Genomic DNA, 12692 nt, shown 5'->3' with positions numbered 1-12692 from the left:
GGTTTTTCGCGTGTTCGCCGCGGTCGCGGCCCCCCCGCGGCCGCGCCCCCCCCCCCCCCCCCGCGCCCCCCCCCCCCCCGTCCGGCCGCCGGAAACCGGGTCAGCCCATCGGGAGGCCCTGCGCGGACCAGCGGTCGCCGTGCCGCTCCAGGGTCAGCGGCAGGCCGAAGCAGAGCGACAGGTTGCGGGCCGTCAGCTCGGTGTCGATCGGGCCGGCCACCAGCACCTTGCCCTGACGGATCATCAGGACGTGGGTGAAGCCCGGCGCGATCTCCTCGACGTGGTGCGTGACCATCACCATCGAGGGCGCGTACTCGTCCTGGGCGAGCGCACCCAGGCGGCGCACCAGGTCCTCGCGGCCGCCCAGGTCGAGGCCGGCCGCCGGCTCGTCCAGCAGCAGCAGCTCGGGGTCGGTCATCAGGGCGCGGGCGATCAGGGTGCGCTTGCGCTCGCCCTCGGAGAGGGTGCCGAACCGGCGGGTGGTGTAGCCGGCCATGCCGAGCCGGTCCAGCAGCGCCAGCGCCCGGGCCTCGTCGGCCACGTCGTACTGCTCGTTCCAGCTGGCGGTCATGCCCCAGGCCGCGGTGAGCACCGTCTGCAGGACGGTCTGCTCGCCCGGCAGCTTGTCGAACATCGCCGCGCTGGCGAGGCCGATCCGCGCGCGGAGCTCGAAGACGTCGACCGAGCCGAGCTTCTCGCCGAGGACGGCGGTGGTGCCGGTGGTCGGGAAGAGGTACGTGGAGGCGACCTGCAGCAGCGTCGTCTTGCCCGCGCCGTTCGGGCCCAGGACCACCCAGCGCTCGCCCTCGGCGACCGACCAGGACACCCGGTCGATCAGCGGGCGCCCCTCCCGGAGCACGGAAACGTCGACGAGCTCCAGCACGTCACTCATGCCTAGCCTTCCCCAATGCAGATGTCGGCCGTCCGAGGGCCGGCGGCATCGGGCCTCGGGGTGCGGTCCAGTCGTCTCGACAGTCGGTGCGCGCGGGCAGCGTACTCCGCCGGTCCGGAGGGGCGGGACGGGGTGCGCGGCACGGGCACAGCCCAAACCTACGCCACGCGGATGGCGGACTTGTCCGTAGGCTGGCGGGATGCTCGCCACACCCGCCGACAAACCGTTCCAGGAGCCGCGCTCGGCCCGGCTCACCGCCTGGGGCAACGCCCTGCTCGCCGGCAGCGTGCCGCCCGACGACGCCGCGGCCGCCGTCCTCGGCGACGACGAGTCGCACCGCGTCACCGGACTGCCCGGCGACGCCGACGGCGAGCTGCACGGCCTCACCTGGGCACTCGGCCGGCTCCGCGTCCTCGGCGTCCGCGGTCTGCGGCTCGCCCTCCCCACCGCCGGACACCCGCTCGGCCTGACCGGGCCCGCCGCGTTCAACACCGAGGCGATGGGCGCCGGCGAGGCCGTGCTCGCCGTCGGGGTGCCGATCGGGCTGGTACCGGACGTCCAGGTGTTCGGGCCGGAGGGGGACCGCTCCGCGACCGTGCTGTGGCGCTGCTCCACGGTCAACGACGGCCCGCCGGCGGACGTGCCCTCGCTGCACGAGGCCGAGTTCGAGCTCGCGGACGGCCTCCGGCAGGCCACCGTGCTGCTCACCCGCCTGGACGTCGCCGGGGCCGGGCCGGAGGCGCTGCGGGCGCTGGAGGCGTACCGACGGCGCGGGCACTCCGAACTGCTGGCACCGGGGTACCCGCCGCGGGCCGTCCGCGTGCTGGAGTCCGCACGGCAGGTGTCCGCCCTGCTCTCCATCGCCTCCGGCGGGCACGGGGCCGCCGTGTCCGCCTCCGAGATGGCGGCCCGCCGCGAAGTGCTCGACCCGCTGGAACGCACCGCCCGCCGAGCCCAGGTCGCCGCCTACAACGCCCTGGTCGACGAACCCCGCTAGGGCAACCACAAGGGGCGCTGGGGGCACCTCCCGGCCGAAGGCCGGGGGCGGAACTGCGCAGTCCGAGAGCGGGTCTCACGGCGCACCGGGGCCGGCCCCTGACCGGCGCAGTGACCCGCATCCGAATTGCGCAGTTCCCCGCGCCCCTACGGGTTGGCCCGCGCCCCTAGGGGTGTTCCTCGGCGTTGCGGACGGCCCAGAGGGCGGCCTGGGTGCGGTCGGCGAGGTCGAGTTTCATCAGGATGTTGGAGACGTGGGTCTTCACCGTCTTCTCGGAGAGGTGCAGGCTCCGGGCGATCTCCCGGTTGGAGCGGCCGTCCGCGATGTGGCCGAGGACCTCGCGCTCGCGGTCGGTGAGGGTGCCGCCGCGCCCCTGCGCGGGCCGCGGCCCCTCGTCCGAGAGCAGTGCCTCGGCGAGTTCGGGCTGGAGCAGCACGTGCCCGGCGTGCACCGAGCGGATGGCGCCCGCGAGTGCCTCCGGATCGACGTCCTTGTACACGTAGCCGGCGGCACCGGCCCGCAGGGCGGGGACGACGGTGCGGTGCTCGGTGAAGCTGGTGACGATCAGGACCTTGGCCCGGTTGCCCTGGTCACGGAGCATCTTGAGGGCCTCGATGCCGTCGACGCCGGGCATCTTGAGGTCCATCAGGACGACGTCGGGGGCGAGCTGCTGGGCGAGCGCGGCGCCCTCTGCGCCGTCCACGGCCTCGCCGACCACCTCGATGTCGTCCTGGACCTCCAGGAAGGTGCGCAGGCCGCGCCGCACCACCTGGTGGTCGTCGACCACCAGCACGCGGATCATTGACCGGATGTCAGGCACCGGGGACCTCCAACTCCACGACCGTCCCCTTGCCCGGGGCCGACTCCAGCGTGAGGGTGCCGCCGACGGCGGCCGCGCGGTCGCGCATCGAGACCAGCCCGAGGTGGCGGCCGGCCCGCCGGACGGAGTCCGGGTCGAAGCCGCGGCCGTCGTCGGTGACCCGCAGGACGGCGCCGCGGGAGGGCGTGCCGGTGAGCTCGACCTGGACGCTCTGTGCCCCGGAGTGCCGCAGCGCGTTGTGCAGGGCCTCCTGGGCGACCCGCAGCACGGCGGCCTCCTGGGCGGCGGGCAGGGCCTTGACGTGCTGGGCGGTGAAGGCGACGGCGGCGGTGTGCGCCCGGTCGAGGACCTGGACCTGGGAGGCAAGGGTGGCGGTGAGGCCGTCCTCCTCGAGGGCGGCGGGCCGCAGTTCGACGACGACGGCGCGCAGTTCGTCGGCGGCCTGGGCGGCGAGCCGGGCGACTTCGGCGAGTTCGGCGCGGGCGCGGTCCGGGTCGCGGTCGACGAGGGTGGCGGCGGCCTTGGCGGTGAGGCGCAGCGAGAAGAGCTTCTGCGAGACCGCGTCGTGCAGGTCGTGGGCGATGCGGGCGCGTTCGCCGGCGAGGGTGAGTTCGCGGCTGCGCTCGTAGAGGCGGGCGTTGGAGAGGGCGAGGGCGGCGTGCGAGGCGAGGATGCGCAGGAGTTCCTCGTCGTGGGCGGTGAAGCCGCCGGCCTTGTTGGCGAGGAAGACGGCGCCGAGGATCTCGTCGCCGTCGACGATCGGCATGCCGAGGAAGTCCGTGAGCTCGGGGTGGGCGGCGGGCCAGCCCTCGAAGGCGGGGGCGGTGCGGACGTCGGCGAGCCGGGTGGGTGTCAGTTCGTGGAGCATGGCGGCGAGGACGCCGTGCTGGCGGGGCAGCGGGCCGATGGCGCGCCACTGCTCGTCGGTGACGCCGTCGACGACGAACTGGGCGAAGCCGCCGTGGTCGTCGGGGACGCCGAGGGCGGCGTACTCGGCGCCGAGCAGGGTGCGGGCGGAGGCGGTGATCCGGCGCAGGACCTCGCGGACCTCCAGGTGGCGGCTCATCGCGAGCACGGCGGTGCTGATCGCCTCGATCCCGCCCAGGCAGGGGTCGCAGGCGGGGGCGGGTTCCTCGGGCGGCATGTCCCCCACGCTACCGCCGGGCGGGGGGCCGGGGCATGAGGCGACCGGCCTAGGTCCGGGGGCGTACGGCGGGTACGGCGACGGGCGGCACCCCGGCGAAGGGGTGCCGCCCGTCGTGTGCGGTGCGGGGTGTCAGCCCTTCTGCATGACCTCGGGCTCGTGGCGGCGCAGGAAGCGCTGGATGAGGAAGGCCAGGCCGACCGAGATGGCGATCAGGGCGAACCAGTTGAGGAAGAGGTGGCCGACCGTGTGGTCCCACAGCGGGTCGACGACCGGCGTGGGCGGGCGGACGTCGGAGTTGTAGGTGACGGCGGAGGTGTGTGCCAGGTCGAGGGTGTTGCCGCTCGCGGCGAGGCCCCAGCGGCCGGGCATCAGCCAGGCGAACTGCTCCAGGCCGGGCTTGTCGAAGACCTGGAAGATGGCGCCGGTGAAGACCATCTGGACGATGGCGAACATGACCAGCAGCGGCATGGTCTTCTCGGCGGTCTTCACGAGCGCCGAGATGGTCAGGCCGACCAGCATCGAGGTGAAGCTCAGCAGGATCACGCCGATCGCCATCTCGGCGGCGGGCATGCTCTTCAGGAGCAGGCCCTCGGCGGGCAGGGTGCGGGTCTTGAAGGCGATCGCGGAGATGATGCCGCCCTGGAGGAAGCTGACCAGGCCGAGCACGACGATCTTGGAGACCAGGTAGGCGGAGCGGGAGAGGCCGGTGGCCCGTTCCCGTTCGTAGATCGCCCGTTCCTTGATCAGTTCTCGGACGGAGTTCGCCGAGCCGGAGAGGCAGGCGCCGAAGGCGACCACCAGCAGGATCATCTTGGCGATGTCGTTCCGGCCGGAGGCGCAGGCGGCCAGGCCGCACTTGTCGGGGATCAGCACCGAGACGCCGCCGAGGACGAGCGGCAGCAGCAGGGACAGCAGCATGAAGCCCTTGTCGGAGCCGACGACCGCGAGATAGCGGCTGATCAGCGTCCACAGCTGGGAGCCCCAGCTCTGCGGCTTCGGCGGGCGGACCTGGGCGAGCGGCACGCTCGGGGTGGCGTGCTGCACGGGGGCGTCCACGTCGGCGGAGTACTGCCGGTAGTGGACGGAGCCCTTGTAGCGGCCGGCCCAGTCGTGGTCGGGGTAGTTCTCGAAGGCCTGGAAGACGTCGGCCCAGGTCTCGTAGCCGAAGAAGTGCAGGGCCTCGGACGGCGGGCCGAAGTAGGCCACCGAGCCGCCCGGCGCCATGACCAGCAGCCGGTCGCAGAGGGCGAGTTCGGCCACCGAGTGGGTGACGACGAGGACCGTGCGGCCGTCGTCGGCCAGACCCCGGAGGGTCTGCATGACCTCGCGGTCCATACCCGGGTCGAGGCCGGAGGTGGGCTCGTCCAGGAAGATCAGCGAGGGCTTGGTGAGCAGCTCCAGGGCGACCGAGACGCGCTTCTGCTGGCCGCCGGAGAGGGCGGTGATCCGGTTGTCGGCGCGCTTGTCCAGGCGCAGCTCGTACAGCACCTCGTCGATGCGGCGCTCGCGCTCGGCGGCCTCGGTGTCGCCGGGGAAGCGCAGCCGGGCGGCGTACTTGAGGCCGCTGCGGACGGTGAGCTCCTTGTGCAGGATCTCGGACTGCGGCACCAGGCCGATGCGCGAGCGGAGCTCGGCGAACTGCTGGTACAGGTTCTGGTTGTCGTACAGCACCTCGCCGCGGTCGGCGGGGCGGTAGCCGGTCAGGGCGCGCAGCAGGGTGGACTTGCCGGAGCCGGACGGGCCGATGACGGCGACCAGGGACTTCTCCGGGACGGAGAAGGAGACGTCGTTGAGCAGGACCTTCTTGCCGCCCTTGAACTCGACCTCGACGGTCAGGTGGCGGGCGGAGAAGGTGACGGCGCCGGTGTCGACGAACTCCTGCAGCTGGTCGCCGACCAGGACGAAGCTGGAGCGGCCGACCGTCAGGCGGTCCTGCGGGCCCATCAGCTGACGCTGCACCGGCTGGCCGTTGAGGAAGATTCCGTTGTGGCTGCCGAGGTCGACGATCTCCCAGCGGCCGTCGGCGAGCTGCCGCAGCTCCGCGTGGTGGCGGGAGACCTGCAGGTCGGAGACGACGATGTCGTTGTCCAGGGCGCGGCCGATGCGGATGGTGCGCATGCCGGCGGTGAGGTTGCGCACCATCGTCGGGTTACCGAGGCCGTTCGGCAGCGGCTGGGCCTGGTGCGGCACGTGCGCCTGCGGCGGCACCGGGGCGTGCTGCGGGTGGCCCTGGTGCGGCACGGCGGGCTGCGGGGCCGGGGTGTCCCACTGCTGGTGGACGGGCGGCTGCGGGTGCTGCGCCCACGGCTGCTGGGCGGCCGGGGGCTGCTGGGCCATCGGCGGCGGCGCGGCACGGCTGGTCACGGCCTCGTGCACGTTGGCCTGCGGTGCGGGGGCCTGGGCGGGCGCCGAGAAGGCGAGCCGCGGCCCGTTGTCGGCGTTGCCGAGGTGCACCACGCCGCCCGGGAACAGCGGCACGTGCTGGGTGCGGGCGCCGCCCGCGTAGGTGCCGTTGGTGGAACCGTGGTCCTGCAGCTGCCAGCCGGCCCCGTCGAAGGAGATGGTGGCGTGCCGCCAGGAGACCCTGGCGTCGTCGAACGCGAAGTCCGATGCCGGGTCCCGTCCGATGGTGTACGCGCGGCCCGGCTCCAGGACGGTCTGCTGCCCGTTGAGCTCCAGTACGAGTTGCGGCACGTCCGCCTGCCCCCGCTCTCTCGGTCCCCCGATTGGCTCCCCTGGCGGGGAGTTGCGCATGTGAATCTGACGGGGGAATCATTCCAGCCCCGCTGCCGTACCTGAAAGTCACCTCGGGCTTTGTGACCGGCCGGCAACGAAACCGGGGCAGCGGTGTCGTCCCAGCGTGCGGACGCGGGGCGTGGCCGGGACACTCGGGCGGGTAGCGTGGGAGGCACCATGAACGCGACTGATCCGGCCGCCGAGCCCCTCCCCGCCCCGCAGCCACGGACCGACGGCGAGCGCACGCTGCTCGTCAAGGTGTTCGGCAAGGACCGCCCCGGAATCACGGCGGGCCTGTTCGCCACGCTCGCCGAGTTCGGCGTGGACGTGATCGACATCGAGCAGGTCGTCACCCGTGGCCGGATAACGCTGTGCGCCCTGGTGACTCCGCCCGCCGCCGGCGGCCCGGAGGGCGAGCTGCGCTCGACCGTGCACCGCTGGGCCGAGTCCCTGAAGCTGCAGGCCGAGATCATCTCCGGTACGGGCGACAACCCCGCGCGCCGCGAGGGCCGTTCGCACGTCACCGTGCTCGGCCACCCGCTGACCGCGGAGGCGGTGGCCGCGCTGGCCGGCCGGATCAGCGAGGCCGGCGGCAACATCGACCGGGTGTTCCGGCTGGCGAAGTACCCGGTGACCGCCGTGGAGCTGGCGGTGTCCGGTCTGCCCACCGAGCAGCTGCGCGCGGGGCTGGCCCCGGAGGCGTCCGCGCTGGGCGTGGACATCGCCGTGGTCGGCGCCGGCCTGCACCGCCGGGCCAAGCGCCTGGTGGTGATGGACGTCGACTCCACGCTGATCCAGGACGAGGTCATCGAGCTGTTCGCGGCGCACGCCGGCTGCGAGGCGAAGGTCGCCGAGGTGACGGCCGCCGCGATGCGCGGCGAACTGGACTTCGCGGAGTCGCTGCGGGCCCGGGTCGCGCTGCTGGCCGGGCTGGACGCCGACGTGGTGGAGAAGGTCCGCGCCGAGGTGCGGCTGACGCCGGGCGCCCGCACGCTGATCCGCACCCTGAAGCGCCTCGGCTACCAGGTGGCGATCGTCTCCGGCGGGTTCACGCAGGTCACCGACCACCTGGTGGAGCAGCTGGGGCTGGACTTCGCGGCCGCCAACACCCTGGAGGTGGCGGACGGCAGGTTCACCGGCCGGGTCACCGGCGAGATCGTGGACCGCGCGGGCAAGGCCCGCTGGCTGGCCCGGTTCGCCGAGCAGGCCGGGGTGCCGCTGGCGCAGACGGTGGCGATCGGCGACGGCGCCAACGACCTCGACATGCTGAACGCGGCCGGGCTGGGCGTGGCGTTCAACGCCAAGCCGGTGGTCCGCGAGGCCGCGCACACCGCGGTGAACGTGCCCTTCCTGGACACCGTGCTCTACCTGCTGGGCATCACCCGCGACGAGGTCGAGGCGGCCGACGAGCTCGACGGCAGCACCGCGGACTGACACCCCGGACGGCACGCGAGGGTGGCCCGTGCCGGGCCACCCTTCGTCGTTTCCGCAGTCTCAGTCCTGCGGGGTGTGGTACGAGTCCAGCTTGGCGATGCCGGGCTCGACCGACTTCCACTCGCCGGTGAAGCTGAGCACCGCGATGGCCGCGGTCGGGAAGCTGCTGAGCCGGAGCCGGTTGAGCGCGTCGGCGTCGCCCTCGTCCCCGGCGAGGACCTGGGTGAGGCCGAGGACGCCCGGGTTGTGGCCGACCAGGATCAGGTCGGCGAACTCGTCCGGGGTCTCCTGGAGCACCGCGATGATCTCGCCCGGGCTGGCCTCGTACACCCGGTCCTCGTAGACCGTCCGGCGCGGGCGCTTGGGCAGTTCGTGCGCGGCGAGCTTCCAGGTCTCCCTGGTGCGCAGCGCGGTGGAGCAGAGCACGTAGTCGGGATTGATGCCGGAGTCGGCCAGCCAGCGGCCCGCCTCGGGCGCCTGGTGCCGGCCGCGGTCGGCCAGCGGCCGGTCGTGGTCGGCCACCTGGTTCGGCCAGTCGGCCTTGGCGTGACGGAGAACGATGATCCTTCGGGGTGTGTCGGCGCTCATACCCCTAGAGCTTTGCAGAAAATGTGCCGCCGGGCGCGGGGTCCGGGAGGTCGCCACCCGCAGGAGTGGAGCGCGCCGGGCGGGCCCGTCAGCCCTGGCGGGCGGCGACCATGGCGATCACGGCGACGACGACGACCACACCGGCGATCACGGCCATGAGCTGGAGCAGCTTCTTCTGGCCGTCCTGCGGCTCGGGTTCGAGAACTGGCATGCGCCGAGTGTCGCACTCCGGACGCCCCGTCCGGAAACCGGGGTCATGCGTTCGCCGGGATGCGCGGCAGCTCGTCCTCGATGTGCCGGGGGCGTCCGGCCATCGCACCGAACACCATCTGCGGCACCAGCAGCAGGGCGAGCAGGCCGAGCGGCAGGTACCAGCTGCCGGTGGCCTGGTAGACGGCGCCCACCAGGATCGGCCCGGGGATGGAGATCAGGTAGCCGACGCTCTGCGAGAACGCCGAGAGCCGGGCGACGCCGCCGGGCGTCCGGGCCCGCAGGCCGATCATGGTGAGGGCGAGCGGGAAGGCGCACATCGACAGCCCGACCAGGCCGGCCCACAGCCAGGACGCGGTGCCCGCGGCGAACGCCAGCCCGCTGTACCCGGCGATGCCGCACAGCCCCAGCACCACGACGAACAGCCGCTGGTCGCCGCGGCGGGCCGCCAGGTTCGGCAGCACGAAGGAGGCGGGCATGCTGACCGCCATCACCACGGCGAGCAGCACGCCGGAGGCACCGTCCGACACTCCGGCGTCCTGGTAGATCTTGGGCAGCCAGCCCATCGTGGCGTACGCGCTGGTGGCCTGCAGGCCCAGGAACACGGCCAGCGCCCAGGCGGTACGGCTGCGCACGATGGACACCCGGGGACCGTCCGCCGCGGGCTCCTCCCCCGCGGACGGCTCCCGGCGCAGCAGGGCCACCGCCAGCCAGAGCAGCACCGCGGCGCCGCCGAGCACCGCCCAGATGCCGAGGCCGGCCCGCCAGCTGCCGCCCATCGCGGCGGCCAGCGGCACGGTGGCGGCGGCCGCCAGCGCGGTGCCGACCGACAGGGCCATCGAGTACAGGCCGATCATCGGGCCGACCCGGTGCGGGAAGTACCGCTTGATGACGACCGGGAGCAGCACGTTGGAGACCGCGACACCGGCCAGCGCCACCGCCGTGAGCAGCAGGAAGACCGCGGTGCCGCCGGCGAAGGAGCGGGCCGCCACGCCGAGGGTGATCGCGCCCATGCCGGCGGCGACCACCGCGATCGGGCCGATCCGGCGGGCCAGCGCCGGGGCCGCCGGACCGAACAGCGCGAAGCAGAGCGAGGGCACGGCGGTGAGCAGGCCGGCGGTGCCGGCGCTCATGCCGAGGTCGGCGCGCACGTCGTCGAGCAGCGGGCCGAGACTGGTGACGACGGGGCGCAGGTTGACGGCGGCCAGCGCGACGGCTGCGGTCAGCAGCAGGACGAGCAGGCGGGCACGGGCGGGTGGTGGCGCGGCCGGGACGGGCTCGGCGCGGCGGTGGGCGGCGGTGTCCGCAGCGGTCGACATAGCGCCCATCATAGAATGATGGGATGAATGTTGGCACCAGGCTTTCCCGGAACGGATAGGGTCTGAGGCCCTCCCACAAGGAGCCAGGATCAGGAGTAGGAGTCCGAGTCCCATGGCGCTGTCGAGCACCCGCCGCACCCCGCTGTCCGATCAGGTCATCGCGCAGCTGCGGGCCCAGATCACCTCGGGCGAATGGCCGGTCGGCTCCCGCATCCCCACCGAGGCCGCGCTCGTGGAGCAGCTCGGCGTCGCCCGCAACACCGTCCGCGAGGCCGTCAAGGCGCTCGCCCACAACGGCCTGCTCGACATCCGGCAGGGCTCCGGCACGTACGTCCTGGCCACCAGCGAACTCGCCGGCGTCATGCACCGACGCTTCGCCGACGCCGACCAGTCCCAGGTCGCCGAACTCCGCGCCACCCTGGAGATGTCCGCCGCGGGACTCGCCGCGGCCCGGCGCACCGACCGCGACCTCGAACTGCTGGCAGGCGCACTCGACCGACGCGAGCACGCCTGGCACTCCGGCGACCCCGAGGCCTTCGTCCAGGCCGACGCCGCCTTCCACCAGGCCGTGGTCGCCGCCGCCCACAACGAGGTGCTCGCGGCCGTGTACGCGGACCTCGGGGAGGTCATGCGGGCCCACCTGCGACACGACGTCGGCCCGGAACTGATCGCCGAACGGTACGTCGGCCACGACGGCATCCTCGACGCCATCCGCCACAACGACGCCCAGCGCGCCTCGACCGAGGCCGGCCGCGCCATCGGCGCCTGCAACGAATAGGGATCACCGACAGGGGCGCGGGGAACTGCGCGACACGGGAGCGGCGAGCCCGACGCACTCGGGGAAGCACGAGAAGGGGCGCGGGGAACTGCGCGAATCGGAAGAAGCAGAACTCAGCCGTCTTCCGATTCGCGCAGTTCCCCGCGCCCCTACGGGTTCGCCCCTTGCGCGGGGTCGGCCCCGTCAGGCACCGATGGCGTGGAGACCGCCGTCGACGTGGACGATCTCGCCGGTGGTCTTGGGGAACCAGTCGGAGAGCAGGGCGACGACGCCGCGGCCGGCCGGCTCCGGGTCGGAGAGGTCCCACTTGAGCGGCGCGCGGGTGTTCCAGGTGTCGGCGAGCTCGCCGAAGCCCGGGATGGACTTGGCGGCCATCGAGCCGATCGGGCCGGCCGAGATCAGGTTGCAGCGGATGTCGCGCTCGCCGAGGTCGCGGGCGAGGTAGCGGTTGGTCGCCTCGAGGGCGGCCTTCGCCGGGCCCATCCAGTCGTACTTCGGCCAGGCGAACTGCGCGTCGAAGGTCAGGCCGACCACCGAGCCGCCGTCCTGCATCAGCGGGAGCAGCGCCATGGTCAGCGACTTCAGCGAGAAGGCGGAGACCTGCATGGCGGTGGCGACGGACTCCCACGGGGTGTTGAGGAAGTTGCCGCCGAGCGCGTCCTGCGGGGCGAAGCCGATCGAGTGGACGATGCCGTCGAGGGTCGGCAGGTGCTCGCGGACCTTGTCGGCGATGCCGGCCAGCTGCTCCTCGCTGGAGACGTCCAGCTCGAGGACCTTCACGGGCTTGGGGAGCTTCTTGGCGATGCGCTCGGTGAGGCTGGGCCGGGGGAAGGCGGTGAGGATGATCTCCGCGCCCTGCTCCTGGGCCAGCTTCGCGGTGTGGAAGGCGATGGACGACTCCATCAGCACACCGGTGATCAGGATGCGCTTGCCCTCAAGGATTCCACTCATGGTTCAGTGACCCATGCCCAATCCGCCGTCGACGGGAATGACGGCTCCGGTGATGTATGCGGCCTCGTCGGAGGAGAGGAAGCGGACCGCGGCGGCGACCTCGGCGGGCGCGGCGTAGCGGCCGAGCGGCACGCCGGAGACGATCTCCTTGCGGCGCTCGTCGCTGAGCACGGCGGTCATGTCGGTGTCGACGAAGCCGGGCGCGACCACGTTGATCGTGATGTTGCGGGAGCCCAGCTCGCGGGCGAGCGAGCGGGCGAAGCCGACCAGGCCGGCCTTGGAGGCGGCGTAGTTGGCCTGGCCGGGCGAGCCGAGCAGGCCCACCACGGAGGAGATCAGCACGACGCGGCCCTTGCGGGCGCGGAGCATCTTGGTCGCGGCGCGCTTGACCACCCGGAAGGTGCCGGTGAGGTTGGTGTCCAGGACGGAGGTGAAGTCGTCCTCGGACATGCGCAGCAGCAGGGTGTCCTTGGTGATGCCGGCGTTGGCGACCAGCACCTCGACGGCGCCGTGCTTCTCCTCGATCTCCGCGAAGGCGGACTCGACCTGCGCCGCGTCGGTGATGTCGCACTTGACGGCGAGGACCTCGTGCGCGGCCAGCTCGGCCGGGACCTCGCCGGAGCGGCTGGTGATGGCGACCTTGTCGCCGGCTTCGGCGAAGGCCTTGGCGATCGCGAGGCCGATGCCCCGGTTGCCTCCGGTGACGAGAACCGAGCGGCTCAACGATCCACCTCTCTCCGTAGTTGGCGGCGGCCCGTCGGGAGCGGCGGCCGGTGGCCGCCGGGCCGCAGCGGTACGCGGTGACGCGTACGCACTGTGA

The 12692-nt window shown here is 73.0% G+C and carries 12 protein-coding genes; 3 read left to right on the top strand and 9 right to left on the bottom strand.

Annotated elements, in window-relative coordinates; translation table 11 throughout:
* Positions 1-100: 100 nt before the first annotated feature.
* The gene (locus AB0M03_RS35015) at positions 101-892 is read right to left on the bottom strand and encodes an ABC transporter ATP-binding protein (RefSeq protein WP_363499504.1); all 792 of its coding nucleotides are present in this window, start codon (positions 890-892) and stop codon (positions 101-103) included.
* A 199-nt stretch (positions 893-1091) separates the two neighbouring features.
* Between AB0M03_RS35015 and AB0M03_RS35010 the strand changes: the two genes are divergently transcribed.
* On the top strand, positions 1092-1889 hold the full coding sequence (locus tag AB0M03_RS35010; protein WP_363499502.1) for a hypothetical protein: 798 nt from the start codon (positions 1092-1094) through the stop codon (positions 1887-1889).
* Between the two features lie 166 nt (positions 1890-2055).
* On the opposite strand, the gene AB0M03_RS35005 is transcribed toward AB0M03_RS35010, so the two are convergent.
* The 3 genes from AB0M03_RS35005 to AB0M03_RS34995 form a co-directional block, all read right to left on the bottom strand.
* The gene (locus AB0M03_RS35005; RefSeq protein ID WP_363499506.1) at positions 2056-2700 is read right to left on the bottom strand and encodes a response regulator transcription factor; all 645 of its coding nucleotides are present in this window, start codon (positions 2698-2700) and stop codon (positions 2056-2058) included.
* A gap of 1 nt (position 2701) precedes the next feature.
* Positions 2702-3853: a GAF domain-containing sensor histidine kinase gene (locus tag AB0M03_RS35000; protein WP_363499500.1), complete on the bottom strand. Its 1152-nt coding sequence runs from the start codon at positions 3851-3853 to the stop codon at positions 2702-2704.
* A gap of 132 nt (positions 3854-3985) precedes the next feature.
* Positions 3986-6610, bottom strand: a complete 2625-nt coding sequence (locus tag AB0M03_RS34995; protein ID WP_363499498.1) for an FHA domain-containing protein — start codon at positions 6608-6610, stop codon at positions 3986-3988.
* A gap of 159 nt (positions 6611-6769) precedes the next feature.
* Here AB0M03_RS34995 and serB point away from each other — a divergent pair, with 159 nt between their 5' ends.
* Complete coding sequence (gene serB / locus AB0M03_RS34990) at positions 6770-8026, top strand: phosphoserine phosphatase SerB (RefSeq protein ID WP_363499496.1); 1257 nt, start codon at positions 6770-6772, stop codon at positions 8024-8026.
* Between the two features lie 60 nt (positions 8027-8086).
* Here serB and AB0M03_RS34985 read toward each other — a convergent pair whose 3' ends face one another.
* From AB0M03_RS34985 to AB0M03_RS34975, 3 genes are all read right to left on the bottom strand, one after another.
* The gene (locus AB0M03_RS34985; protein WP_363499494.1) at positions 8087-8614 is read right to left on the bottom strand and encodes a histidine phosphatase family protein; all 528 of its coding nucleotides are present in this window, start codon (positions 8612-8614) and stop codon (positions 8087-8089) included.
* A gap of 88 nt (positions 8615-8702) precedes the next feature.
* Positions 8703-8825 (bottom strand): SGM_5486 family transporter-associated protein, encoded by a 123-nt coding sequence (locus AB0M03_RS34980; protein ID WP_363499492.1) that lies wholly within the window; start codon positions 8823-8825, stop codon positions 8703-8705.
* A gap of 43 nt (positions 8826-8868) precedes the next feature.
* Positions 8869-10143, bottom strand: coding sequence for an MFS transporter (locus AB0M03_RS34975; protein ID WP_363499490.1), 1275 nt, complete (start codon positions 10141-10143; stop codon positions 8869-8871).
* A gap of 112 nt (positions 10144-10255) precedes the next feature.
* Between AB0M03_RS34975 and AB0M03_RS34970 the strand changes: the two genes are divergently transcribed.
* The gene (locus tag AB0M03_RS34970; RefSeq protein WP_363499488.1) at positions 10256-10921 is read left to right on the top strand and encodes a FadR/GntR family transcriptional regulator; all 666 of its coding nucleotides are present in this window, start codon (positions 10256-10258) and stop codon (positions 10919-10921) included.
* A 183-nt stretch (positions 10922-11104) separates the two neighbouring features.
* On the opposite strand, the gene fabI is transcribed toward AB0M03_RS34970, so the two are convergent.
* On the bottom strand, positions 11105-11872 hold the full coding sequence (fabI, locus tag AB0M03_RS34965) for an enoyl-ACP reductase FabI (RefSeq protein ID WP_363499486.1): 768 nt from the start codon (positions 11870-11872) through the stop codon (positions 11105-11107).
* 3 nt (positions 11873-11875) lie between these two features.
* A complete protein-coding gene (gene fabG, locus AB0M03_RS34960; RefSeq protein WP_363499484.1) occupies positions 11876-12595 on the bottom strand; it encodes a 3-oxoacyl-[acyl-carrier-protein] reductase in 720 nt (239 codons plus the stop codon).
* Positions 12596-12692 lie beyond the last annotated feature (97 nt).

It is taken from the genome of Kitasatospora sp. NPDC051914 (assembly GCF_040680995.1).
Classification (GTDB): Bacteria; Actinomycetota; Actinomycetes; order Streptomycetales; family Streptomycetaceae; genus Kitasatospora.
The sequence above is the reverse complement of the archived record's forward strand: the minus strand, read 5'-3'. Positions and strand labels throughout refer to the sequence as shown.

Bases quoted from the DNA above. Each gene is read 5' to 3' on its own strand.
- AB0M03_RS35015 (WP_363499504.1), bottom strand. From the start codon at position 892: ATGAGTGACGTGCTGGAGCTCGTCGACGTTTCCGTGCTCCGGGAGGGG.
- AB0M03_RS35010 (WP_363499502.1), top strand. From the start codon at position 1,092: ATGCTCGCCACACCCGCCGACAAACCGTTCCAGGAGCCGCGCTCGGCC.
- AB0M03_RS35000 (WP_363499500.1), bottom strand. From the start codon at position 3,853: ATGCCGCCCGAGGAACCCGCCCCCGCCTGCGACCCCTGCCTGGGCGGG.
- AB0M03_RS34995 (WP_363499498.1), bottom strand. From the start codon at position 6,610: ATGCGCAACTCCCCGCCAGGGGAGCCAATCGGGGGACCGAGAGAGCGG.
- serB (WP_363499496.1), top strand. From the start codon at position 6,770: ATGAACGCGACTGATCCGGCCGCCGAGCCCCTCCCCGCCCCGCAGCCA.
- AB0M03_RS34985 (WP_363499494.1), bottom strand. From the start codon at position 8,614: ATGAGCGCCGACACACCCCGAAGGATCATCGTTCTCCGTCACGCCAAG.
- AB0M03_RS34980 (WP_363499492.1), bottom strand. From the start codon at position 8,825: ATGCCAGTTCTCGAACCCGAGCCGCAGGACGGCCAGAAGAAGCTGCTC.
- AB0M03_RS34975 (WP_363499490.1), bottom strand. From the start codon at position 10,143: ATGTCGACCGCTGCGGACACCGCCGCCCACCGCCGCGCCGAGCCCGTC.
- AB0M03_RS34970 (WP_363499488.1), top strand. From the start codon at position 10,256: ATGGCGCTGTCGAGCACCCGCCGCACCCCGCTGTCCGATCAGGTCATC.
- fabI (WP_363499486.1), bottom strand. From the start codon at position 11,872: ATGAGTGGAATCCTTGAGGGCAAGCGCATCCTGATCACCGGTGTGCTG.